The 23,695-nt window shown below is 28.1% G+C and carries 24 protein-coding genes; 6 read left to right on the forward strand and 18 right to left on the reverse strand.

Annotated elements, in window-relative coordinates; translation table 11 throughout:
* Positions 1–342 precede the first annotated feature (342 nt).
* From SHK09_RS03885 to SHK09_RS03905, 5 genes are all read right to left on the reverse strand, one after another.
* On the reverse strand, positions 343–1,389 hold the full coding sequence (locus SHK09_RS03885) for a serine hydrolase domain-containing protein (RefSeq protein WP_319809466.1): 1,047 nt from the start codon (positions 1,387–1,389) through the stop codon (positions 343–345).
* A gap of 261 nt (positions 1,390–1,650) precedes the next feature.
* A complete protein-coding gene (locus SHK09_RS03890) occupies positions 1,651–2,745 on the reverse strand; it encodes an SAVED domain-containing protein (RefSeq protein ID WP_319809467.1) in 1,095 nt (364 codons plus the stop codon).
* Entirely contained in the window at positions 2,732–3,232 is a 501-nt protein-coding gene (locus SHK09_RS03895; protein WP_319809468.1) for a Mov34/MPN/PAD-1 family protein, read from the reverse strand. Before SHK09_RS03895 ends, SHK09_RS03890 begins: the two co-directional genes overlap by 14 nt.
* The gene (locus tag SHK09_RS03900; protein WP_319809469.1) at positions 3,208–4,893 is read right to left on the reverse strand and encodes a ThiF family adenylyltransferase; all 1,686 of its coding nucleotides are present in this window, start codon (positions 4,891–4,893) and stop codon (positions 3,208–3,210) included. Before SHK09_RS03900 ends, SHK09_RS03895 begins: the two co-directional genes overlap by 25 nt.
* On the reverse strand, positions 4,894–5,955 hold the full coding sequence (locus SHK09_RS03905; protein ID WP_319809470.1) for a cyclic GMP-AMP synthase DncV-like nucleotidyltransferase: 1,062 nt from the start codon (positions 5,953–5,955) through the stop codon (positions 4,894–4,896). It lies immediately after the preceding gene.
* Between the two features lie 446 nt (positions 5,956–6,401).
* Between SHK09_RS03905 and SHK09_RS03910 the strand changes: the two genes are divergently transcribed.
* On the forward strand, positions 6,402–8,273 hold the full coding sequence (locus SHK09_RS03910; RefSeq protein ID WP_319809471.1) for a radical SAM protein: 1,872 nt from the start codon (positions 6,402–6,404) through the stop codon (positions 8,271–8,273).
* Positions 8,274–8,291: 18 nt separating this feature from the next.
* Here the strand turns inward: SHK09_RS03910 and SHK09_RS03915 are convergent, their stop codons facing one another.
* The 3 genes from SHK09_RS03915 to SHK09_RS03925 all read right to left on the reverse strand — a co-directional run bounded on the left by SHK09_RS03915 (position 8,292) and on the right by SHK09_RS03925 (position 9,875).
* Positions 8,292–8,675 (reverse strand): DUF3037 domain-containing protein, encoded by a 384-nt coding sequence (locus SHK09_RS03915; protein WP_319809472.1) that lies wholly within the window; start codon positions 8,673–8,675, stop codon positions 8,292–8,294.
* Positions 8,665–9,444, reverse strand: coding sequence for a HipA family kinase (locus SHK09_RS03920; protein WP_319809473.1), 780 nt, complete (start codon positions 9,442–9,444; stop codon positions 8,665–8,667). The genes SHK09_RS03915 and SHK09_RS03920 overlap by 11 nt, the downstream gene beginning before the upstream one ends.
* Before the next feature lie 71 nt (positions 9,445–9,515).
* Positions 9,516–9,875 (reverse strand): helix-turn-helix transcriptional regulator, encoded by a 360-nt coding sequence (locus SHK09_RS03925; protein WP_319809474.1) that lies wholly within the window; start codon positions 9,873–9,875, stop codon positions 9,516–9,518.
* A gap of 349 nt (positions 9,876–10,224) precedes the next feature.
* Between SHK09_RS03925 and SHK09_RS03930 the strand changes: the two genes are divergently transcribed.
* The 3 genes from SHK09_RS03930 (at position 10,225) to SHK09_RS03940 (ending at position 12,447) form a co-directional block, all read left to right on the forward strand.
* On the forward strand, positions 10,225–11,274 hold the full coding sequence (locus tag SHK09_RS03930; RefSeq protein WP_319809475.1) for a M14 family zinc carboxypeptidase: 1,050 nt from the start codon (positions 10,225–10,227) through the stop codon (positions 11,272–11,274).
* 85 nt (positions 11,275–11,359) lie between these two features.
* A complete protein-coding gene (locus SHK09_RS03935; protein WP_319809476.1) occupies positions 11,360–11,839 on the forward strand; it encodes an Lrp/AsnC family transcriptional regulator in 480 nt (159 codons plus the stop codon).
* Between the two features lie 422 nt (positions 11,840–12,261).
* Entirely contained in the window at positions 12,262–12,447 is a 186-nt protein-coding gene (locus SHK09_RS03940) for a CPXCG motif-containing cysteine-rich protein (protein WP_319809477.1), read from the forward strand.
* Between the two features lie 19 nt (positions 12,448–12,466).
* On the opposite strand, the gene SHK09_RS03945 is transcribed toward SHK09_RS03940, so the two are convergent.
* Positions 12,467–13,174, reverse strand: coding sequence for a pseudouridine synthase (locus SHK09_RS03945; protein WP_319809478.1), 708 nt, complete (start codon positions 13,172–13,174; stop codon positions 12,467–12,469).
* Positions 13,175–13,283: 109 nt separating this feature from the next.
* Here SHK09_RS03945 and SHK09_RS03950 point away from each other — a divergent pair, with 109 nt between their 5' ends.
* Positions 13,284–13,826 (forward strand): DUF4251 domain-containing protein, encoded by a 543-nt coding sequence (locus tag SHK09_RS03950; protein WP_319809479.1) that lies wholly within the window; start codon positions 13,284–13,286, stop codon positions 13,824–13,826.
* 10 nt (positions 13,827–13,836) lie between these two features.
* Here SHK09_RS03950 and SHK09_RS03955 read toward each other — a convergent pair whose 3' ends face one another.
* The 8 genes from SHK09_RS03955 to SHK09_RS03990 all read right to left on the reverse strand — a co-directional run bounded on the left by SHK09_RS03955 (position 13,837) and on the right by SHK09_RS03990 (position 21,393).
* A complete protein-coding gene (locus tag SHK09_RS03955; protein ID WP_319809480.1) occupies positions 13,837–15,042 on the reverse strand; it encodes a multidrug effflux MFS transporter in 1,206 nt (401 codons plus the stop codon).
* A gap of 110 nt (positions 15,043–15,152) precedes the next feature.
* Positions 15,153–15,554 carry a DUF805 domain-containing protein gene (locus tag SHK09_RS03960; RefSeq protein ID WP_319809481.1) on the reverse strand — a complete coding sequence of 134 codons (402 nt, stop codon included), beginning with the start codon at positions 15,552–15,554 and terminating at the stop codon, positions 15,153–15,155.
* A gap of 115 nt (positions 15,555–15,669) precedes the next feature.
* Positions 15,670–16,071 carry a DUF805 domain-containing protein gene (locus tag SHK09_RS03965; protein WP_319809482.1) on the reverse strand — a complete coding sequence of 134 codons (402 nt, stop codon included), beginning with the start codon at positions 16,069–16,071 and terminating at the stop codon, positions 15,670–15,672.
* Positions 16,072–16,097: 26 nt separating this feature from the next.
* Positions 16,098–17,432, reverse strand: a complete 1,335-nt coding sequence (locus SHK09_RS03970; RefSeq protein WP_319809483.1) for a DUF58 domain-containing protein — start codon at positions 17,430–17,432, stop codon at positions 16,098–16,100.
* A 55-nt stretch (positions 17,433–17,487) separates the two neighbouring features.
* Positions 17,488–18,507 carry a MoxR family ATPase gene (locus SHK09_RS03975; RefSeq protein WP_319809484.1) on the reverse strand — a complete coding sequence of 340 codons (1,020 nt, stop codon included), beginning with the start codon at positions 18,505–18,507 and terminating at the stop codon, positions 17,488–17,490.
* 2 nt (positions 18,508–18,509) lie between these two features.
* The gene (locus tag SHK09_RS03980; RefSeq protein ID WP_319809485.1) at positions 18,510–19,715 is read right to left on the reverse strand and encodes a DUF4350 domain-containing protein; all 1,206 of its coding nucleotides are present in this window, start codon (positions 19,713–19,715) and stop codon (positions 18,510–18,512) included.
* The gene (locus SHK09_RS03985; protein ID WP_319809486.1) at positions 19,712–20,428 is read right to left on the reverse strand and encodes a hypothetical protein; all 717 of its coding nucleotides are present in this window, start codon (positions 20,426–20,428) and stop codon (positions 19,712–19,714) included. The genes SHK09_RS03980 and SHK09_RS03985 overlap by 4 nt, the downstream gene beginning before the upstream one ends.
* A complete protein-coding gene (locus SHK09_RS03990) occupies positions 20,428–21,393 on the reverse strand; it encodes a stage II sporulation protein M (protein ID WP_319809487.1) in 966 nt (321 codons plus the stop codon). The genes SHK09_RS03985 and SHK09_RS03990 overlap by 1 nt, the downstream gene beginning before the upstream one ends.
* 22 nt (positions 21,394–21,415) lie before the next feature.
* Here SHK09_RS03990 and SHK09_RS03995 point away from each other — a divergent pair, with 22 nt between their 5' ends.
* Entirely contained in the window at positions 21,416–22,228 is an 813-nt protein-coding gene (locus SHK09_RS03995; protein WP_319809488.1) for an RDD family protein, read from the forward strand.
* 1,056 nt (positions 22,229–23,284) lie between these two features.
* Here the strand turns inward: SHK09_RS03995 and SHK09_RS04000 are convergent.
* Positions 23,285–23,695 carry a hypothetical protein gene (locus SHK09_RS04000; protein WP_319809489.1) on the reverse strand — a complete coding sequence of 137 codons (411 nt, stop codon included), beginning with the start codon at positions 23,693–23,695 and terminating at the stop codon, positions 23,285–23,287.

Here is a 23,695-nt window from a genome sequence, read left to right on the forward strand (position 1 = left end):
ATTTACAACAATTAATTCTCGTATTTTCTATATTATATGCAAACTGAATTTATTATTATTATTATTATTTATGATAATTAGTTTACAAATTTACCATAATCTTAGCTAATTAATTTCTGTTTTTAATTCAAAGAATTTATAATCAAAAATCTTTTTTAGAAAAACCAAAGTTGATTAAAAGCAAACATCTAGCATTGTGTAAAAATGTTGGATGTTTGTTTTATATGGACTCGATAAAGGTTATTCTATGGTTAGTGGCGTTTTAAAGAGTCGAAACTTTCAGTTTATTACAGAATTTTAAAAAAAAGAACTGAACTTCAGATTTAACACTTTAGTCATTAACTATAAAGATTGTTGTGCGTTTTTTGTCTTTCTAATTATTTTTACGATTCGGTTATATATAATTTCTGCCAAATTCCATTTATATAGTTTAGAATCTGTTGTGTTATTAAACAGAACAACAACAGTATCAATATCTTCATGATATTCAGAAAAACTCTGATATCCAAGAACCCAACCAGAATGTTTGTACACATAAATTGAAGAATAGATTTCTTGTTCACCTTCATTAAACACAGAACCATTGTTTAGTGCTCTTAAAAAAATGCCAACATCTTCTGCAGTAGCAAACATTCCACCATATTCCGCTTTTAAATCGTATTCATAGCCAACATGATAGCCACTCATAATATCATCTATATTTACTTCATTAAGGGAATTGTATGTATTGTTTAGCTCGAGTGGTGTTAAAATTTTCTCCTTAATATATTGGTTGCGACTATAACCTAAGACCTTGTCCATGAGTTTTCGAAGCAATAGATAATTCGTATTTGAATAACCATAAGCTTCACCTGGCTCAAAATTAGCTGGCAAATCAAGTGCCAATTCAAGGGTTTCTTTACTACTTTTTGTTGGGTTATCCCAATAACCATAATCCGTATAATTAGGAATACCACTGCGATGTTGTATCATTAACCTCACAGTAATTTTTTCTGCATTTTCAATTCTACCCACAAGTTCTGGAAAGTAATCAGCGAGCGTTTTATCTAAAGATAAATGTTTGTCTTTAACTAATTTAGTGATAGCAACGGCAACATATAGCTTACTGATACTGCCAATATTGAATAAGGCTTGCGGGTTGGTAGGTATTTTGTTTTTTCGGTCTTTCCAACCACTTGTATAAAATGCTGGCGGTTTACCTGCTTCGTCCACATAAACAATCATTCCATCAAAACCATAATCAATTGCCATATTTACTTGTTCTTCAACAGTATCAGGTAGTGGCAATACCCAAGCTTTTACCAAAGTCCATGGTACAAACCACAAAGAAGATATACTTACAACAATAAATATTATTCTGAGTATTCGTTTTGTTTGTTTTTTTGTCATTCTATTTCAGATGAATGTTTTTTAATTGCTTTTCTGAACCTTACTTTCAAAAATGTCGATTTCTTTTTCTGTTAAAATGCCAAAGGTTTGTAGGTAGTTTCTCATTTTGTTATTGCTGTGAACTATTATAATTTTAATATTTTATATCATAAATATATTTTCTTATATTTTTCATTTTTTCAGTAATTCAAAATGTAAATTTTTATAAATCTATTGTTTAAAAATTGAATTTTAGTATCTATATTAGATTATTAGGTCACTTTAAGAACCTACTATCATATTTTTACTAACATTATATCCCCAAGAATAACATGGGTTATCATTTCTATTATAATTATAAACTATTATATTTGGATGAATAGATTCTGAATAAACAGAACCAAATTTGAAAGCTAATGAGTTGGGACCAGCATAGAATAAATGAATTGTTTTTATATTAGAATCTGTTGAAATTTCATCCATCAACTTTCTGTATTGTTCTGAAAGTAAATTTATTTCGCTAATAGTTTTAAAACGATCTCTTTTTCCATTACCAATATTAAATAAAAACAAGTTATAAAATTTATAATAGTTAGGAACAACTTTTAAGCATTCATCTATAGACACATTAAAAGTAGTACTTATCGATATTATTAAATTCTGAGATGAATTGTTAAAAATATTTGATGTGTTAATTGTAAATTTTTTAGGCCTTATTATTTTATTTTTTAACCATGAATAAGATAATTGATTCCACTTTTGACTTTCTCTGTTGTAATCAAATACATATATTGTTTGAGTGTCACTTAATTTTACACCTAAACGATATGCTAAAGGAATTCTTGTAATGCCCCAATAGGCAAGTTCGTGATTTATGAGAGAATCTTTTAAGTTTAAAATATCTGAGATTATAGAATCTTGATTAGTAAGTGCTTTTTGATATTCTTTATTCTTATCTAAATCAATTTCATTAATCAAAATAGGGTGAATTATAGAGTTTCTAAAATCTTTACCAGCTATTTTTTTATTAAAATCAGGAAAACTATTTGCTTGTAATCCTTGTTGCTTTATAGCAATCAAATTGCATGGATATTTTGTTTTGTACCATAATTCATACTTTTTCTTAAATAAAAAAAATATAATGGAAAGGACGATGAAGATTAAACCTATAATTAGTTCATCAATACCATCAACTTGACCATATTTCAATTTTAGATTGTCAGATATAAAATCAAAATTTAATAAATACCACCAATTAAATGTAAATCTATCTACAACTAAAGTTGAACCTAGAGTAAATAAACCATAACAAAACCTATTATACAACCCAATCCCTAGCCACTTAAATTCAAGTTCTTTATATTTAAATTCCCACATTTATTTTTCTTAATTTAACTGTTTTTTTATTTTTATCTGTTAACCAAACACCAATATTTTTTCTACCAACAATAATTGAAATCAAAAAAAACAGAAATAATTTATCTTCTTTGACACGTCTTCTCCAGTCATTTTTATCTACAGAAGATGGAATTGGGATATCCTCAGCATGAGTATGCCATTCTCCAAAATAATTTTCAGTTTTATCAGATTCTAACCACCTGATATCAACTATTTCTTGGTGTGAATTTTTATTCCTTTTAAAATAGAACCTTTTTCTAACATCATTATGAGATGGAATTGTTAATTCGTCGATAATTAAATGATTAGTTTCTTTTATTATTCTACCTAATAAAATACCTCCTGCTTCAGTGCTTTTTGACTCTATTTGCTTAAATGATGAGAGCTTCTTTATAACATCTCCATTAATTTGAAGTATTTCATTATTCGGTAGCTTAAATCTTATAGCTTTGCACATGTTAGACATCTTTTATTTTTATACGTATACTTTTCTTTATACAAATCCTCATGACTTAAATTATATCTTTGGGATAAAATATAGTTATTATCTGTAAATGATTTATTATCTCCTTTCCAGGACATAATAGGATTATCTTTCTCATTTCCTAAAAGAATTGATAAAGCTAATTTAACACAATTGATAGCTGATTCTTCTGCATCCAATACTCCATAAGGGGTAAATACACTTGAACAACTCGTTAAGCTTTTAATAAATGATTGCCCCACAGAATAAAATGCAGCACGATTATGATTTGTTTTTTGATCCATTAAACAGCGATAACAACCTTTTTTTTGATTATTCAGTAAAATACTATGACCACCAATACCATAAGGTTCAACCCATGTTATAATAAGTGGTTTGTTACAAGTCTTAATTATCAAATCATTTAACCATAAGTTAACTGTAGGATTACCAGTTGCTGATATTATCAAATCATAGTCTTTCAGTTTAATCTTTTTTGTATTGATAGCCTCTTCTATCTTGCTGTTGATTGTTGAGATTTTTAATGTAATAACAGAATCTTCAATAAATTCTTTTAATGCTTCTACTTTTATTTTATCAATTGAATTAAGTCCTAAAATATGTCTATTAATATTATCTAAGTCAAATTTATCATGATCAACTAAAGTTATATTAGCAACACCTGACTTTACTAATTTATGCGCAATAAATCCACCTACAGATCCACATCCTATTAAAAGTACTTTTTTATTATTAATATTTTCAAAGCCACCACCTCGTAAATTAACATAGTTTAAATCAATTCTTGATATAGGATAAATATCAATTTCAATGGGATCTAAACTTTTTTTAAGTCCTTTTGTTTTAATATTAAATCCAATTAAGCAATTACTTAGATTTGGAGCTTGAAAATGCAATATTATATGAGTAGTTTTTAGATTAAACATTAACCTTTTCAATTCTATTTTTTCTACTTTTGATAACCTAGATTCAATTATATCTATAAACTCATTTTTATACCATTTTTTGTCAAAATCATGAGGTTTTATAGGTGAATCAATGTGAGCAAATAAAAAAGGGGGTAATTCTTCAAGTTTCTCATTATTATAATTTAATAAGCCTTTTAGATTATATTGTTTGAGTTTATTTTTACTTTCACATAAAAGCATTTTATCTTTTAATTTATAGGTGCCTATTTTTTTTACTCCTTTGGAAATCTCTATAAATGATAAAATATTTTCTTTTGTGTATTTGTTTGCTAATAAGTAATTATCAAATTCATTGAAAAAATTATCATTATTTTTCCCTTGAATTCCATCCATTAAAGTTAAAGTTGCTCGTTCAATACTACTTTTAATAATCCCTTTTGGATTATTAAAATCAAGAACTAACCCTTCATCATGAGCATAACAAACATAACCATCTGGGTCAATATGTGGTATAAAACCAAATTGATTATAAGTCTCAAGAAATATGATTGGTTTACTTAATGGGAAATTTGACTGAAACCCGATGTAGAACTTTTCTTCCTTATTCTGAAAGTCCATACTAAACGTAAATAAAAAATTGACACCTCTATCTTGCTTTATAGAGGTATTAATTTTTTTAATATTTGAAATAAACTCAATAGAGTTCAAATACTGAATTATTTTCTGCGTTTTCATTTAAGCAGATTCTCCAGAACTTGTCATTGCTGGCATTGAGGATCTTACAGAAATTTTTTCTTTTTCAATTATTGGAAAGTCACTTCCTAAAACTTTTTGAATTAATTTACTAGCTTCGTGGGGATCTATATTTTCTTGAGCCTCTTCTAGTTTATTTTTTAAAGTAGTTAATTTCTCTTTGAACTTCTCCATTTGGATAGAAGTCATTTCTGAAAATAGGTTATTATATGGAGGTACAGGTAAGTGTATTTCAATCTCTGACCATATATTAGAATTAATAATGTGACTTACTGAATTAAGTAACGCGCTTAAGTCATTTACTTCCGGTGTATTAGTGAAGTGATCCTTTACAAATGGAGTGAAGTGTTTATATATTAATGCAGTTAAAGCAATCCCAGTTGGTTTACCTGTACCGCTGTTTTCGCTTTTAAAGTTCTCCTCTTTCCATCTTTTTAAATATTTTATAACCCTTTTAAATTGTTTTTTCTCTTCCGAACCTTCAAATCTATTGTTAATTGAGTCTTTAAGTTCTTTTGGAGAGGATTCATCCCATTTTTTCTCATCTGATATGGATGTTTCTTTTCCTTTTGCTAAATAATATTTATTATCATCATTATTTCCTGCATAAATAGCAAAATCTACATGGTATTTTTCTTCACCTGCTTTTGTATATTGAACAGTAATGCAAGGTTTCTTCCATAAAACTGTTCTATTAATTTTTGTGTCCAACGCTTCAAATATCCACTTTTTCACAGTTGTTGGATTAGAATAGTTTTCTTTATTAATATCAAGCACTATGGCAACATCAATATCAAAGTCACTATCATCAAGAGGTTTTACACCTGTATACATAGCGTAACTTCCTTGATTAAACCATTCGTATTTTATCTGTTCTTGAGTATCTAAGTCTTTGTTTTTTTTATCAAAATAAGTTTTAATATCTTTTAATAATATATCTCTTTTTTCACGGAGTATTTTATTGCTTTCTTCTTCACGATCTAAATCTTTAATTCTAATTTTATCATGAAAATCTTTAAAATTTCTTTGTATTTGTTCTTTCATATCCTTTTTATTAATTGATCATAACATTAATTATCGCCTGATATTAATTGTACTTTAATCCTTTTTGGTATACCAAATTCGATTTCATTATTGGAGAGGAAAACGTTTGTGTGTTAAATTAAAGTCTTTTTATATCAAAGGTTAGCGAAGTTAGTTTTTTTGTGCTAAAAAATCAATAATAAAACTACTCTTTTTTAATATATCCATCATTATTTCACAAAGGCTTAACCTACCATTTAAACCACAAAAACAAACGTATAAATAAACAGCCTTTTAAGTTTACGGGTTTCAGTAATTGGTGTTGTATTATAATAATAAGCAAAGCTTTAAAACGGTTCTAATAAGAAGAAAATCTGTTTTTCTTCACAGAATAATTTTAAATGATATCCATTTTAACCTTTCTATACATTAGAATAAAAACGCATCTTTGCACTTTACAAAATTTTATGTCTATAAACACCCTTTTAATAACACCACCATTTACACAATTAAATACTGCGTACCCTGCAACTGCATATATTAAAGGGTTTTTAGATTCTAAAGATGTAATTGCAACGCAAATGGATTTAAGTATCGAGTTGTTTACTGCGGTATTTACAAAAGAATTTATAGACGCTATTTTTAAGCAAGCAGAAATGCTTGGTAATAAAGAATTGCCTTTGGTTTGGAGCCAAAGAGAAGACTATATAAATAAGGTAGATTCTGTAATGAGTTATTTACGTGTACAAGAAGTTACGGCTGCGTATCAAATTGTGCATAAAGATTATTTACCACACGGACATAGACGTATTAAATTAGACAAAGATTTAACAACAGAATTTGGTAAACTAGGTATTTTAGACAAAGCCAAACATATTGCTACGTTGTTTGTAGAAGAACTGGGCGATTTTATAAATTTAAATGTAGATGAATTTTTCTCTTTTACACGCTATGCAGAACAAATTGGTAGAGCAGCTTCTAGTTTCGATGAGTTAGACGAATGCTTGCAATTCGAAACTACGTTAATAGAAGATGAAATGCTGTATTTGTTAGACGAGAAAATACAGCAAGATAATTATGATTTAGTTTGTTTTACGGTTCCTTTTCCTGGTAATTTATTTTCTGCGTTGCGATGTGCGCAATTTATAAAACAAAATTATCCTGCCATTAAAATAGGAATGGGCGGTGGTTATTGCAACACAGAATTAAGACGTTTGTCTGATCCTAGAATTTTCGATTTTGTAGATTTTATAACTTTAGATGATGGCGAAGGTCCGTTGTTAAGAATTACCGAATTTATTGCAGGAAAAATAGGAGAGGACAAGTTAGAAAGAACTTATATCTGTAGAGATAATAAGGTTGTGTATGCTAATAAAATTCCGAATACCATTTTTCATCATAAAAATTTACCCGCGCCAAGTTATATTGGTTTGCCAACGGAAAAATATTTATCTTTTTTAGATGTAATGAATCCGATGCACAGAATGTGGTCTGATGGTAAATGGAATAAACTCACCATTTCTCATGGTTGTTATTGGAAACAATGTTCTTTTTGCGATGTTACATTAGATTATATTAGTAATTACGAGAATACCACAGCAGACGATTTAGTTAATAAAATTGAAAAAATAATTTCAGAAACCGGAGTTACAGGTTTTCATTTTGTAGATGAAGCTGCGCCACCAAAAATGCTACGAGCATTGGCTAATAAATTGATGGAACGCAAAGTCTATATTACTTGGTGGACCAACATCAGATTCGAAAAAACATTTACACCAGAGTTATGTTCTTTGTTATCTAAATCTGGTTGTATTGCAGTTACAGGTGGTTTAGAAGTTGCATCAGACAGGTTGTTGGCTAAAATGAAAAAAGGAGTAGATATTGCACAAGTTGCAAGAGTTACTAAGGCTTTTGCAGATGAAAATATTATGGTGCATGCGTATTTAATGTTTGGTTTTCCTACGGAAACAGCGCAAGAAACCATCGATTCTTTAGAAGTTGTGCGTCAGTTATTTCAGAATAATTGTATTCAATCTGCTTTTTGGCATCAATTTGCATGCACAAGTCATAGTCCTGTAGGTAAAAACCCAGACGAGTTTGAAATTAATATTATAGGACCAGAGTTTAAAGGATTTGCAGAAAATGATTTGTATCATGAAGATCCAACAGGAGCAGAGCATCATTTATATAGCGAAGGTTTAAATACGGCTTTAAATAATTACTTAAATTATAAAGGTTTTGAAATTCCTTTACACAAATATTTTAATTTTAAAGTTCCTAAAACAACACAAGAAGTAGGTTTAATAAAAGGATTTTTAGGAGTTAAGAGTTTCGCTTAAAGTTAAAAAGTATGTTTCTTACAAAACATACTTTTTAAAAATATCATCTAATTCATTTTCTGGGTTTTCACAAATACCAGGATGTGTTTTAGAACTTTGTATAATCGTACTTCTACAAGCTGCAAGCCATCTAAAACGATCAGAAATTTCTAATTCTCCAATTTTTCCTCCAGCAGCTTTTCCGTCGCAAACTAATTTCCAAGCATGTAAATAGTTCTTTAGACTTTCTACTTCTATATCTGGTGCAAGTGCTTTTAGTTTATCTGCATTTATGTGGTATTTAATATCTAAATATTTCTTTCGTTTAGAAAACAAGATTACACCAACATTAAAAAACTCTTCTCGTTCTACTTTTGGCACAACTCTAATAATTGCGTATTCGAATGTGTATTTATCTTGCATCTTCAGCTTCTTTAACTAATTGGTCTATCTTAGAAAGTTTTGCATTTAAAAAAGCAATATAGGCAGCACGCATTTCTTTTGGTGACAAAACATCTCCTTCGCTTAATAACCAGTCTTCCGGAATATTTGCTACAATTTCTGTAATAACATTAATATTTACAAGTTGTTTTATTTCTTCGGAAGCTTCTGTTAGCATAGTTGCCTTTGGTAAAAGCACATGGTCTTTTATTAAAGGAAAGGTTCTTGTTAAATGATTTTCCCAAGTTTGCCAATTATGATGAAAGTACAAACTTGCACCATTATCAATAACCCACAATTCATTATTCCAGTTTAGTAAATTAGTGTTTTTTGCAGTTCTATCGATATTACTAATTAGGCTATCTAAAATTACAACTTTAGATGCGGTTAAAGAGTCTACTTTAGAAACCAAAGGATCGTATGTTATTGCACTAGATAAAAAATGCAACCCTAAGTTTAAGCCAACGCTAAATTTTAGTAAATCTTGAATTTCTTCATCTGGTTCTGTTTTGCTAAATGAATCGTCTAAATTCATAAATACCAATTCTGGTACATTTAACTTTATAGCTCTTGCCAGTTCGCCTCCAATAAATTCTGCAATTAATGCTTTTTTTCCTTGTCCTGCTCCTCTAAATTTTAACACATATAAAAAGCCATCATCTGCTTTTACAATTGCTGGTAAAGAACCACCTTCTCTTAAAGGTTGTAAATATTGCGTAACATTTACGGTTCGAATATCTATTTTATTCATAAATACTAAAATATATTATTTAAATAAGTTTAAGGTAAAAAAGAAAACTTTGTTTTTAAACTTGTTTTTTTTTATTTCTGATATTCATCGAAAGTGCCATCAGAATAAAAAACTACAATACGTTGTATTTTTTTTCCTACGTTTTCTGAATTACCATTAAATAAAGATGGAGTAGAAGAAGTGGTATTTTCTTTTGAAACAGCTACTTTAGGAAAAACACCTTTTCCTTTTAGTAACCAATGAATGTCTACATCTTTAAATTCTGAAGTTACTTTTAATATAAAATCTAAGCTTGGTTTATTTCTGCCAGATAGAATATGAGAAATGCTAGAGCGTTGCACACCTACTTTATCTGCAAAGGTAGATGCCGAAAGTTGATGGTGTTCCATCAATTTCTTAAGCCTGTTTGTAAAATCTTCACTGTTTATCATTGTAACAACTTACTGTTTTACAAATGTAAAACTTATCATTTTAACTACAATGTTAAATCTTATTTTAATTTAATTCACTGTAAAATAGTATAAAGTAACACTTTAATAAAACTAAGTTAAGTCACTTAAATACAAGTTATTAATATCGTATTATAGAGTGTACTTATACTGAGTGAACTATCTATTTAGGAAAGTAAACACTTGTTTTTTGTTTGTTTACAAAAGTAATGTAAAATGAAAAAGCAACTGTTTACAATTGTAATAAAACCAAAATTTACATTTGTAACATTTTAGTTTGATTACAAATGTGATTCGTTTATTTTTACGGCAGATTATATAACCACCAATTATGAGTTTACTAACTATAGATTTTTTAGAAACAATTTTTAAGCAAGAAAAAGAAACCTCCCTTTCTGGAAAATGGATTCGCTTTAAAGACATTAAAAATTTATTTAAGAAATACGAAGACGTTTTTAATGTGACTCAAATAGGATCTTCTGAACAAGAAACACCTATATATCAATTAAAAATTGGTTCAGGAAAAAAGAAAATTTTACTATGGTCTCAAATGCACGGTAACGAAAGTACAGGTACAAGAGCTTTATTTGATCTTTTTAATTGTTTCTTAAATTCAACTAAAGAAGAGTTAAAGTCCGTTTTAGAAAACTGTACACTTGTTTTTATACCAATGCTAAATCCTGATGGAGCAGAAGTGTACACAAGAGTAAATGGAAATAATATTGATTTAAATAGAGATGCTGTAGATAGAAAAGCAAAAGAAAGTAAATTACTAAGAAGTGTTTTAGAAGATTTTAATCCGCAGTTTTGTTTTAACCTACACGACCAAAGAACTATTTTTAATGTAGAAAACACAAAAAATACAGCCACCATTTCTTTTTTAGCACCTTCGGAAGAAGTTACTAGAGCTTTAACAACTGGTAGAAAAGAAACAATGAATGTAATTATTGCCATGAATGCAATGTTACAAAACGTAATACCAAACCATGTTGGTAGATATACAGATGAATTTTACCCAACAGCAACCGGAGATAATTTTCAGAAATTAGGTTATAATACGATCTTAATAGAATCTGGCCATTACCCAGAAGACTACATAAGAGAAGAATCTAGAAAATATACTTTCTTCTCGATTCTGCAAGGGATCTATTACATAGCAAAAAACACAGATTTTACATCTTATAAAGACTATTTTTTAATACCTAATAATGACAAAGCTTTTTATGATATTATTCATAGATATTCCGACTCTAAAAATGATATTGCTTATCAATTTAAAGATGAAGTGATTATGGATAATCTAGTTTCAACTTTGGTTAAAATTGAAGAAGAAAGCTTAAAAAACAAATTTGGGCTCCACGAAATCGTTTTCGAAAGTTAAAAACATTGGATATTTCTCATTTTTATTATTGTTTTCTTAAATTAAAATCATAAATTTGCAGATATAATTGAATAATATATAAATAATGAAAAAATTTATCCTAGACGAAATCGACCATCAAATTCTAGACGTCTTAATAGAGAATGCGAGAACACCTTTTACAGATATTGCGAAACAATTATTAGTATCTGCAGGTACAATTCACGTTCGTGTAAAAAAGATGGAGGACGAAGGCATTATTCAAGGTTCTACACTAACATTAAACTATGAAAAAATGGGTTATTCTTTTATAGCTCATGTAGGTGTTTATTTAGAAAAAACATCTATGACACAGAGTGTTATAGAGAATTTAAGAGGTATACCAAACGTAACTGTAGCTTATGTAACTGCCGGTAAATACAATATTTTTTGTAAAGTAAGAGCAAAAGGAACTAATGATGCAAAAGACATTATTTATGCAATAGATGATATTCCTGGTGTAAACAGAACAGAAACGATGATTGCTTTAGAAGAAAGCATTAATGATAAAAAGAGAATGATGCATGCAATTTTTAAAGAATTGTAGTATTTAAGACTTACAATAGCATAAAAAAAATCCTTATCAATAAAATGATAAGGATTTTTTTTATGGATTTAACTATTTAGAAATCTATTTTGTTTGAATTATAAATTTAATGAGCTTAAAAATATATTTTTTACAAATTCTAGTTTTATCCGTTTTTCAAATTAATTACAGAGATATTTAAAACATCGTAGAAATTAATTTCTATTTTCTAATCTAAAGAAACGAAGGGTTCTTGTCATTTTTATTATTTCAATAAAAAATTAACAATTAATAAATGCTATTGCATTAAGAATCAATCTTAAAAAGAAAAGTTAGTAAAATGTAATTTATATATACGCAATAAGTGTTCTTTTAATTCTGAAAATTCCTTATTTTAGTATCTAGTATCAGTTTATTGATGGTATTTATAATGTAAACATATAATGGAACAAGAACATTTTTTTCAATGCCCACATTGTTGGGAAGATATTTCAATGATTTTAGATGCAAGCGTGCGCCAACAAACCTACATAGAAGACTGTGAGGTTTGCTGCAACCCAATTGAAGTTACACCAACTTTTGAGGCTGGTGAATTAATTGCGTTTGATTCTCTTTCTATTGAGCAATAAAAAATTTTAATAAAGAGACTTACTGTAGCAAAGGATTTTTCCACGAAAATTCTTTAAATAAAGAGATCCAATCTTCTGGGAAGTTCGCTTTTAAGACCAATTCTTCTTCAGAGAAAGGATGTTTAAATTCTAATTTACCTGCATGTAAGAACATGTTTTTCCATCCAAAATTTTCATCGAACATTACATCATGGTTTTTATCACCGTATTTAGCATCACCAATTAAAGGATGACTAATTTTATTTGTATGAACTCTTAATTGATGCATTCTACCTGTTTTTGGTTTCATTTCTACCAAACTGTAACGAGAAGAATCATAAGGTTTTACAGGAACATCTAAGGTAACTTGCGCTAATGTTTTTAAATATGTTAAAGCTTCTTTGTGTACGTTTGCATCTCGTCCTTTAACAGGAGAATCTATTGTTTTTGCTTCTGGTGAAAAACCTCTTACAACTCCGTAATAAGTTTTTTCAATTTCATTATTGGTAAACAACTCCTGAAACTTAGAAACATAGCTTGTGTCTTTTGCTAATAAAATAATACCAGATGTTTTTCTATCTAATCGATGAATAGGATATGCTTTAATTCCTTTTTCTTCTTGTATTAATTGCAAAAGCGAAGTTTCATCTGCAACATTTCTAGAATGATGTGCATGATGCACCAACATATTGTTTGGTTTACTCACACATAATAGGTATTCATCTTCAAAAACGACTTGCATACTCATTTCTATTTTTTAGATTTCAAAAATACTATTTAATTTGTAATATCTTTAAAAGATTTTTAAAGTGAATTTCGTAAATTTATAGTGTTAATTATCAGTAAAATAAAAAAGTATGAGAATAATAATTTTAAGTTTTTTAGTGATTTTTATGAGTTGTGCAACTACTAAAAAGGCATTAACTACATCAGAAATAAACAGTTTAAAAGAAAAAATTGATTCTAATTTAATTGAAGCAACCTTTAATTGGGCGCAACCTTTAGCTTTAAATAATAATGTAAGAGGTTTAGAAGCATTATTGCCTCCAGGAAGTTCTTCTGGTAATATTAACTTAATGGGGAATTCTAATTTTTTTAGAATTAATAAAGATAGTATTCATATAGATTTACCATATTATGGCCAACAACAACTTTCTAGAGGTTATAATTCTGATGGAGGTATAAAGTTTGAAGGTAGCGCAGATAGTGTCGAAAAAGTATTCAACTCTAAAAAAGCCGCTTACATTTTAAAATACGTTCTAAAAGCAAAGGATGAAAGTTATAATGTTGTACTAACTTTGTATGCAAGTAATAAAAGTAATTTAAGTGTAAGTAGCAGCCATAGAACAAATATTTCTTATCGTGGAGAATGGGAAATAATGAAAGAAACCGCTAAGTAAACTAGTGCTTTTAGGCTACTTTTTTCTTGTTAGAAAAGTTTAAATACTGAATTAAACCTAAAGCAATTACACCACATATAAAAAAACCAACAAATAGAGGTAAAGCGGTTTTATCTAAAAAACCACCAATATAAGTTGCTATTGGTACAGCCATAATTGTAGAAATAAAACCATTAATTGCAGCACCTACACCTGCAATATGGCCAATTGGTTCCATTGCTAATGCTCTTGTGTTACCAAATAAAAAGCCAATTGCAAAAAACTGCAACCAGAAAAAAGTAATTAAAATATAAATATTTGGGTTGCTTTCTCCTGCATATAAAAAGATATACGCAATAGGAATTAACGTAAAAATAATTGTAAAAATCTTTACCAATTTAAACATACCTAATTTTACAACTAAAGTTCCGTTTAAAAAAGTAGCAAAACCAACACCAATTGCAAGTGCAGCAAAAATAAAAGGAAACTCTTCTTTTAAGTCGTATTGCTGCTCGAATATTTGTTGACTAGCACTTAAATAAACCATAAAAGAACCTGTAATAAACCCAGAGAATAAAGTAAAAACAATGGCGTTTTTATGTTTTACAAATTCTTTAATTCCTTCAATAAAAAGAGACATTTTTAGCTTCTTTCTGTTTTCTGGTTTTAACGTTTCTGGTTGCCTTTTCCATAACCAAATCATTACAAAAAGACCAAATATTAACTGACTGTAGAAAATAGATTTCCAGCCATAAGAATCTAACATAATTTTACCTATTGCAGGTGCCACAACAGGAACTAAGATAAAAATTGCAACTACAAAAGACATTACTTTGGCCATATAATTACCACTAAAACGATCTCTTACCATTGCAATACTTATAGTTCTTGGTGCAGAAAGACCAATTCCTTGTAATATTCTACCAAAAATCATCATTTCTAAATTAGTAGAAAATACACATATTAAACTTGCTAGTACAAAAACAACAAAACCACCATAAATAACTGGTTTCCTTCCAAAACTATCAGATAATGGGCCAGAAATTAATTGACCAACACCCAATCCTAAAAAAATCATAGTAATTAATAACTGATTGTCTTTTGAATCTAGAACGTTTATAGAATGACCTATATCTGTAATGGCTGGTAATAATGCATCTATAGATAGTGCTACTAAAGACATTAAAGAAGCCATTACTATAATAAATTCTAATTCCGTTTTTTGCTTAATTTCCATTGGGCAAAAGTAGTTTTTTAGGCTATAAATCTATGTAAATATTCGTTTTTTAAATAAAAAAAAAGGACTACAATTTGTAGTCCTTTTTATATAATATTATAATAGAAAAATTACTCTTTTCCTATTGCATCTATTTCTCTATTACTTGGTGCTTTTGGGTTATCTCCCCATTTGTTTGTTCCGTTTTCACTATCAGTACATAATAAGACCAATATATAAATAGGTCCTATTAATGGGATAAGTGAAATTAAGAAAAACCAACCACTTTTACCAACATCATGTAACCTTCTTACAAGAACAGCTAAACTTGGTATTAATAGGGCTAAAGTATAAACGTAGGTAATTGCTGCTATTGCAGGAACATCTATTGCAAACCCAATACCTGTAAAAATAAGAGAGATTACTATAGAAAATATAAAATTGAATAAAGTAAACATCCAATATTCTTCTCTTCTTGCTCTACCGTTAAAGTCTGCGTAATGTTCTTTAATTACTTTTAAATACCAATTCATTTTTTTTTGTTTAATTTGTTAATAGTCCCGCGAAAATAATTAAAAGAATAGAACTATCGTCTAGATTTAAACCTAAATATTTATTGAATTATTAAGTTTATTAAATTAGGAGATTTTATTCTCTTCCTATTGCATCTATTTCTTCTTTACCATAAGGTTCTTTAGGATTTAAACCATATTTATTTTGTCCGTCCCAGCTATTTTCTACTAATAATATTAACAACCAAATAGATCCAATAAAGGGAATAAAACGGACAAACCAATAACCACCAGACTTATTTATATCATGCAATCTTCTAACTACACATGCTAAATGTGGTATAATTATAAACAAGCCGTAAATTCCTACTAAGATAAAACCTTCGTTTGTTTCTGTATATTCATTAATAAATTCGCCAATAAACCCTAAAATTAAAAAGATTATAAAATTAAATAATAAGAAAAGCCAATATTCTCTTCTTCTTGCGCGACCAGAAAAATTGGCGTAATTTTTTATACAGTGAATGTACCAGTTCATAGTTTTTTTTGTGAAAATAGTAATTTTTAAAACAAACCTCTAGACTTTAATTCTAAATATTTATTTATTGTATCTCCTGTAAGATTCTCTGGAGAAGTAAGAACAGATTGAATTCCGTATTTTTTTAATTCATTTACAATACTTATTTTCTCGTACATAAACTTTTCAGCAATAATACTGTCATACACATCTTGAATATTATCTGCTTTTGTATTTATTAAAGATTGTAACTCTGTGTTTTTAAAGAAAACAACCAATACTAAATGATTTTTAGCTAAGGCACGTAAGTAGGAGAGTTGCCTATTTAAACCATCCATAGTTTCGAAATTTGTATAAATTATTAACAAACTTCTATGTGTAATTTTTCTTTTTATTACAGCGTACAACGTACTAAAATCTGATTCGTAAAAATCTGTTTTTAAGTTATATAAAGCTTCAGAAATTAAACTCATTTGAGAATTTCGCTTTTCTGCAACAACCCAATCTTCTAAGTTTTTAGAAAAAGACAACATGCCTGCTTTGTCTTGTTTTCTAAGAATAATGTTGCTAATTGCCAATGTTGCGTTTATTGTATAATCTAACAAACTTAACTCGTTAAATTGCATTTGCATTGCACGCCCTTTGTCTATAATACTATAAACGGGTTGCGATTTTTCTTCTACATATTGGTTTACCATTAATTGGTTTCTCTTCGCAGTAGCTTTCCAATTTAAAGTTCTAATGTCATCACCAGAAACATATTCTTTAATCTGTTCAAATTCTAAAGAATGTCCTATTCTACGTACTTTTTTAGATCCGTAAGAAATAGCATCATTTGTAAAAGCTTTAAAATCGAATTCTCTTAATTTTAAAAAAGAAGGGTAGCATTTTAATTCTTTTTCTTCTCCTAAAACATACTTTTTAGTAGCTAATTGAAGCGGAGAGTTTACATATACATTACTGTTACCAAAACTATAAATACCTCTTTCAGATGGTTTTAAGTCGTAATAAATATTCTTTTCTTCTTTTGATGCAATCACCAAAGGAAAAATAAAATTTCTCTTTTGAAACTGAAAAGGAAGCTCTTCTATAATAGATAAATGGTTGGTAAATGAGTAGTTATTTTTAATTGTTAATGTTACTTTATTAATGTCTCCATTAGATAATCTTTCTGGTAGCACTCTTTCTAAAGAAATGCCTTTTTTTGTATTGTATAAAAGAAATATATCTACAAAAACCAATATTGAAACTATAAATAATAACACTTTAGAAACTTCAAAAAAGATAGGAACAAAGAAACCAACCACAAACAATACAGCTACAGTTGCTATAAAGTAGAAAAAACGATTATTTAAAAAAAGAGTTTTGTAAAAGTGTTTCAAGTAAGTAAATTTATTAAAATAGTTGTTTGTTTAAGTTGTTGCCTATGTTTCTAAATTATCTAGGTATTTCTACAGCTTCTATAATTTGTTCTATAATTTGTTTACTACCTAAACCTTCCATTTCTCTTTCTGGCGTAACAATTACTCGATGTTGTAATACTGGTATTGTTGCTCTTTTAATGTCTTCTGGCGTAACAAAATCTCTACCATCTATTGCTGCAAATGCCTTAGAAGCATTAAGAATTGCAATACTTGCTCTTGGTGAAGCACCTAAATATAAAAACGAATTAGTACGTGTATTTACTACAATATTTGCAATGTATTTTAATAAGTTTTCTTCAATTGCAATCTGATTTACTAAATTTCTAAACTCAATAATCTTAGCAGCAGAAATAACCGTTTCTACTTTACTAGATTTTGTTGTGTTGTTTAATGCTTGTTCTTTTAATATAATTTCAAATTCTTCTTCTGCATTTGGGTATGCTACGTTTATTTTAAATAGAAAACGATCTAATTGTGCTTCTGGTAAACGGTATGTTCCTTCTTGCTCAATTGGGTTTTGAGTAGCCAAAACCATAAAAGGCTCTGTCATTTTATACGTTTTACCATCTATAGTAACTTGTTTTTCTTCCATAACTTCAAACAAAGCAGCTTGTGTTTTAGCTGGTGCTCTGTTAATTTCATCAATAAGAATCATGTTAGAAAAAATGGGTCCTTTTTTAAATTCAAACTCAGATGTTTGTAAGTTGTAAACAGAAGTACCTAATATATCTGAAGGCATTAAATCTGGTGTAAACTGAATTCTACTAAAATCTGCAGCAATTGTTTTAGATAATAGCTTTGCTGTAATGGTTTTTGCAACTCCAGGAACACCTTCAATTAAAACATGACCGTCTGAAAGCAATGCTACAATTAACAAGTCTAACATGTCTTTTTGCCCAACAATAACCTTTCTTAATTGCGCTTTAATTTTAAATACATTCTCTTGTAATTCAGACAAATCTATTCTGTTTTCAAACGCTATTTTATCTGTTGTTTTTTCGTTGTTTATGTTTTCTATATTTGGTGTCTCCATAGTTATTTTTTTAAGAAATTTTCTATCATTTTATGTAATACAATCAACTCTTCTTCAGAACATTCTACCTTCTTATTTAAAGCAATAATTGTATTTACTAAATATTTTGTTTTCTGAACTTCGTTACCAGATTTAGCAGCCAATTTCTCCATAAAAGCTGCATTTAAATTAGAGGTTTCTATTAAATATCTAGAACGGACTTTCTCTAAGAAATAAGCGATTTTTTTATCAACTAAATTCTTATGATCTGCTTCACTTAAATACAAATTAGATATGGTTTGTGTAAATGCTACTGTAGTATTTTTTAAAGGAACTATAATAGGAATTGCGCGTTGTTTTCTACGTGCGTTAAAAAGCATAAATAACAGTAAACCGGCTAACGAAACAAATAAAAACCAAGTTAAGGTTTTGTGTTGTAGAAAGAATTTAAAGATAGATGGTTTCTTGTTATTCTCATTAGAATATTTACTTGTTTTTATATGAACATCCCAAAGAACATTATCTTTTGGAAGATAGGAGAGAAGGTTCTCTACATACGCTTCCTTATTATTTAACAAATAGTAATTGGTAAAAACAACAGGGTTTGTATGTAAGTAAAAAGCGCCTTTACCATGGTATATTTTAATAAAATTAGGTACTTCTTCTCCGTCTATTTTAGTTGTTCCCAAAACAATGGTTTTATTTTTATTGTATTGTAAAAAGTAGTTTCTACGAATGTTTCTATCGAAACTATAGGTTTTGTTACCAAAATCTGTTTGTTTTAAATAAAACGTTCCTTTTAGTTTTTTTAATTCTGCAACAGAAGATTTATTTTCATCTAAATTATTTGTAGTAAACTCTAATTCTTCTTTAAAATTTTCTTTGAAGAAATTTAAGGCTATAAACGCAGAATTACCGTGTTTTACAAATTCCAATAGTTCTGCTGTACCAGCTGCAGTTTGCTTATAAGCAGCATTTTTTATTAGAATGTAATTATTTGTCTTAGTAGAATCTATATTAAATAATGAATAATCATAGAAATTTTCTTTTAAAACTGTTATTTTTTGATCTTTAAATAACGATTCTGCTTCATTTGAAATAATATAAGTTCCAAACGGACTTTTCTCTTTTTCTTTATAATTTTCTACCCAATCTGTTTTATTACAACTAGTAAAAATTACAATAGATAGTACAAGAATTGTTTTTAATATATTTTGAAGTTTCATCATTTCTTTAACATGTTTTTAAATGATGAATAGGTTTCTTTAATTCTACTAAACTCGCTACTATCAATAGGAAATTCGCCGTACCAAACATATGTGTAGATATAAGAAAGATAAGAGAAATTATCTCTAATCGTTCCTTTTTCTAACTCGAACTTATATTCTGAATTCGTTTTATCTTTATGATAATCAATTAGTTTTTTATTAGATAGTTCTTTTAAAGTTAATAAATAAGAATACCGAACCGCCAATCTATAGTTCTTATCTAAAATAGCTTGTTGTAATAGCGTTTCTAAATCTACTTCATGAATATCTTCATCTTCGTAAACGAGTTTCTCTGCAACCTTCTTTTGGGTTTTATTAAAGTTCCAAAAACCAATTTCTGCTCCTAAAGCTAATTTCAGAATAATAAATACAATAAAAGCACCTAATAAATACGGGAAAATTAGCATCATAAAAGAAGCAAACCCTTTAAGAAAACTTAAATCTGCAGGTGATTCTTTAATTTCTTCTGGTGCATCTTCTTCTGTATATATAAAATCTTCTTCAGAATATCTCGATTTTAAATCTTCTTTAAAAGTGCGTTTTACAGCATAATCTAAAGTCTTAATATATTTGGTAGTATCTTTTAATGCAGGTACACTATCTAAGACAATTTCTTGTGCATTAGTAAACAGTGTAAATTGTGTTATTATAAAAAGTACAAGTAGTTTTTTCATTAACGCAATTGGTGTTTTCTAGCCACTTTAAAAGGCAAAATTAAATAGTAATAACCAATAGACACTAAACTAAATAGTATAATTGCAAAACAAATAATGGTTGGCATTGTATTAGAAAACCTTGTTACATAACCTTCTAAAAAAGCTGCTGCAATGGTAAAAGGAATGGTACTTATAAAGATATAAAAAGCATCTTTAACTCCTTTTGTAAAAGATTCTAAACGTTTTAAAGTTCCTGGAAACAAAATACTTGCGCCAATTATATAACCTGTAGCAGCTTCTATAATCATACCAAAAATTTCATAAGTTCCATGAATCCATATTCCTTTTAAACTATCGAAAAAACTATTTTGTTGATAGAAAAATGCTTGAAAAACGGCAACCATAATTCCGTTTGTTATAATATAAAAGCCAGTTCCAATACCTAAAAACAAACCAGAAAGAAACATATTTAAACCAACTCTTTGGTTATTATTATAAATACCAATAAAAGTTCCCCAATTGCTACCACCTTTATAAATTGCCATGGCATCGCCACTTTCTATATTTTCTAAAGTGAGATCTACATATTCGTTTCCTAGAATTTGTCTTGCGAAGGTTTCATCATTAAAAGTAGATAACAAACCGATGAAAAAGCAGATGAAAAAGAAAACAAATGATAAATAGATGTATTTTCTGTATTGATAGGCGAGTAGTGGTACTTGATCAAAAAAGAAGTATAATAAAATATTTTGATCTCTTCTTTTAGCGTCATAAACAGTGTCGAAACTACTTTTGGCAAGCTTGTTTAGATAGGTAGTAACCTTACTTTTAGGGTAATAGGTTTGTGCATATACCAAATCATTCATGATTTTTATATGCAAGTTGGCTATCTCATCTGGACTTTTTTTCTTTTTATTTGAAATTACTTGTTCAAATTCGAGCCATTTTTCTTTATTTTGCTTTATAAAAGCGACCTCTCTCATTAAGAGCGAATTTAACCATTGCATGAAAACACTCCAAATAAAAACAGCACAAAATGTAAACATTAATTTTACGGTTGCCAATATTGGGCAACGTTTGTTAGCATTTTTCTTAGATAACATTATTAAATTCGCATACTTATATTTTGTATATTATGTATTTGATTTTCAGGCTGTAGAACGCCTTTTTTCTGGTGATAATTGGACTATTAAAGCCGTTGGTATTCTTGTTTTAATTCCGGTTACATTTTACTCTTTATATTCTGAAATTTTATTAGGCGGACAAACTTTAGGTAAAAAATTAGTTAACATTAAAGTTATTAATGAAGATGGTTTTAAACCATCTATTACAGATTATGTAATGCGTTGGTTTCTACGTATTGTAGATTTTAACTTGGTTGTCTTAATTGGTGTTTATATTTATTCTGTAGATTCTAATAATCAAGATTTTTTATTAGGATTAGCATTTGTTGCAGGTAAGCTAATTGGTTTTTTATTAATTATTTTTACAAATAAAAGTCAGCGTTTTGGAGATATAATCGCAAACACCGTTGTAATTTATTTAAAAGATGCTGCTAAATTTTCTGATACAATTCTAGAAAACATTTCTAATGTATACAAACCAACATACCCAAATGTTATAAGATTGTCTGACAATGATGCTCGTATTATTAAAAGTACTTTTCATATTGCCAAAAAGAATAATGATTTTAAAACATTAATTAAACTTCGCTCTAAAATATTAGAAGTTACAGACATTAAATCTGTGCATAAAACCGATAACGAATTTATAGATGTTGTTCTTAAAGATTATAATTATTATACACAAAGCATGTAAGGAGTATGCTTTGTAATATTCTATTTAACATAATATAAATTATAATACATTTATATAGTAATTTCTGTATAGCCGTTTTTACGGCTATTTAATCATAATATCAGATATAACACCTTTAGGTTTATATCGATAGATATTATGTTAAAAGAAATTACGGCTAATTAACTTCTAGATTTATTTGATAGCTATAATTCTCTATTATGTAAAATATCCCAGAAAATTTTGAAAGCTAAATAAACATTCGTTTGGGGGTGTTTTAACATTCGTCAACAAGTCTCAATTATAATTCCGTAGAATCTCGTATTTGGTATTATTCAATAACATTTTTTAAATACGTTATTCTAACAAACATTCGAACTATAATAATTTGTAGCTATAATTCGTCATTATGTTAAATTGCCTCTTGCAAAAAACGCTCGATTGTTTTTTATAAATAATTATGCTACGCAGTAATTTTTCTAAACACAATTTTCCAACGCTTGCAGCCGCACAAAAGCAAATTTTTAGAGTTCTTCAAAAGTTGTAGTATAAATTAAGTTCTCGTTGTATTTTTTTTCCAATAAAATTTTCGTCAACTTTCCACAAGAGCATAAATTTTATGAAATTGAGTTTTTACGAGATTCACGAACTCCTTTAAAATCGTAAGAATTAATTAATAAAGTGAGTAAAAATAAAATTCTATGCACTTGTTCTAATATTGCATTTGTATAACATTTTCTGGTTTTTAGAATTTAATGAAATTTAGAATTGGAATTAGAAATTGTTAGTATTAAGAGTTAATTATTATCTTTTTTTCTTGATAAAAAAAGAAACAAAAAAATCAAGGCTCACATATAAATTTGGAAACAATTACGGCTCAATTGTTATATTTTAGAATAAATTGTAACAGATTAAGTTTACTTTGTAATGGTTTTAACTTTTTGATTATCAATATTATTTATTGCTAATTCTCTAAAATATTACGCTCATTCGCCTATTGTTTTACCAAATTTATATTAGGCCATTTGCCAACGCTTCATCTGGGTAAATACGTGTTAGTCTATTTAACATAATAATCTAAACTTTAAGTTTATCAATCATATTTTCTATAGTATATTTTACTAATTCTGGGATATTATTAGTAGAAACTTTAATCTCCCAATTTGATAAACTTGGCATTAAACTAACATTATTTTCGATGAAAATTTTACTGTTTGATTGTAGTAAAACTTTTGAAGGAATTAAATAAAAAACCTTCGGTTCTTTATCTATTACTAAAACTAAAGCTACAAACAAGTTGTCTTTTAGTTCTCCTAAATCTTGTTTTTTAATTTTAATATTTCGTTGTAAAGTATCTAAATCAATAGATTGTAGATATAATTGGTTTTCTCCAATTAAAAAATCTACTCCTTCCCTCCCATTTTGTTTGGGAATTAATTCTAAATCAAAGTTTTTTAGTTCTGATACTAGGATTTTTTTTATTTTCAC

The sequence above is a fragment of the Polaribacter sp. PL03 genome, from assembly GCF_033875165.1.
Classification (GTDB): Bacteria; Bacteroidota; Bacteroidia; order Flavobacteriales; family Flavobacteriaceae; genus Polaribacter.

What these genes read in the sequence shown, in the direction of transcription:
- SHK09_RS03975 (WP_319809484.1), bottom strand. Translation starts at nt 18,507, where the DNA reads ATGGAGACACCAAATATAGAAAACATAAACAACGAAAAAACAACAGAT.
- SHK09_RS03940 (WP_319809477.1), top strand. Translation starts at nt 12,262, where the DNA reads ATGGAACAAGAACATTTTTTTCAATGCCCACATTGTTGGGAAGATATT.
- SHK09_RS03965 (WP_319809482.1), bottom strand. Translation starts at nt 16,071, where the DNA reads ATGAACTGGTACATTCACTGTATAAAAAATTACGCCAATTTTTCTGGT.
- SHK09_RS03920 (WP_319809473.1), bottom strand. Translation starts at nt 9,444, where the DNA reads ATGAATAAAATAGATATTCGAACCGTAAATGTTACGCAATATTTACAA.
- SHK09_RS03990 (WP_319809487.1), bottom strand. Translation starts at nt 21,393, where the DNA reads ATGAGAGAGGTCGCTTTTATAAAGCAAAATAAAGAAAAATGGCTCGAA.
- SHK09_RS03935 (WP_319809476.1), top strand. Translation starts at nt 11,360, where the DNA reads ATGAAAAAATTTATCCTAGACGAAATCGACCATCAAATTCTAGACGTC.
- SHK09_RS03890 (WP_319809467.1), bottom strand. Translation starts at nt 2,745, where the DNA reads ATGTGGGAATTTAAATATAAAGAACTTGAATTTAAGTGGCTAGGGATT.
- SHK09_RS03950 (WP_319809479.1), top strand. Translation starts at nt 13,284, where the DNA reads ATGAGAATAATAATTTTAAGTTTTTTAGTGATTTTTATGAGTTGTGCA.
- SHK09_RS03915 (WP_319809472.1), bottom strand. Translation starts at nt 8,675, where the DNA reads ATGCAAGATAAATACACATTCGAATACGCAATTATTAGAGTTGTGCCA.
- SHK09_RS03905 (WP_319809470.1), bottom strand. Translation starts at nt 5,955, where the DNA reads ATGAAAGAACAAATACAAAGAAATTTTAAAGATTTTCATGATAAAATT.
- SHK09_RS03895 (WP_319809468.1), bottom strand. Translation starts at nt 3,232, where the DNA reads ATGTCTAACATGTGCAAAGCTATAAGATTTAAGCTACCGAATAATGAA.
- SHK09_RS03930 (WP_319809475.1), top strand. Translation starts at nt 10,225, where the DNA reads ATGAGTTTACTAACTATAGATTTTTTAGAAACAATTTTTAAGCAAGAA.
- SHK09_RS03980 (WP_319809485.1), bottom strand. Translation starts at nt 19,715, where the DNA reads ATGATGAAACTTCAAAATATATTAAAAACAATTCTTGTACTATCTATT.
- SHK09_RS03945 (WP_319809478.1), bottom strand. Translation starts at nt 13,174, where the DNA reads ATGAGTATGCAAGTCGTTTTTGAAGATGAATACCTATTATGTGTGAGT.
- SHK09_RS03955 (WP_319809480.1), bottom strand. Translation starts at nt 15,042, where the DNA reads ATGGAAATTAAGCAAAAAACGGAATTAGAATTTATTATAGTAATGGCT.
- SHK09_RS03910 (WP_319809471.1), top strand. Translation starts at nt 6,402, where the DNA reads ATGTCTATAAACACCCTTTTAATAACACCACCATTTACACAATTAAAT.
- SHK09_RS03995 (WP_319809488.1), top strand. Translation starts at nt 21,416, where the DNA reads ATGAAAACACTCCAAATAAAAACAGCACAAAATGTAAACATTAATTTT.
- SHK09_RS03900 (WP_319809469.1), bottom strand. Translation starts at nt 4,893, where the DNA reads ATGAAAACGCAGAAAATAATTCAGTATTTGAACTCTATTGAGTTTATT.
- SHK09_RS03985 (WP_319809486.1), bottom strand. Translation starts at nt 20,428, where the DNA reads ATGAAAAAACTACTTGTACTTTTTATAATAACACAATTTACACTGTTT.
- SHK09_RS03960 (WP_319809481.1), bottom strand. Translation starts at nt 15,554, where the DNA reads ATGAATTGGTATTTAAAAGTAATTAAAGAACATTACGCAGACTTTAAC.
- SHK09_RS03885 (WP_319809466.1), bottom strand. Translation starts at nt 1,389, where the DNA reads ATGACAAAAAAACAAACAAAACGAATACTCAGAATAATATTTATTGTT.
- SHK09_RS03925 (WP_319809474.1), bottom strand. Translation starts at nt 9,875, where the DNA reads ATGATAAACAGTGAAGATTTTACAAACAGGCTTAAGAAATTGATGGAA.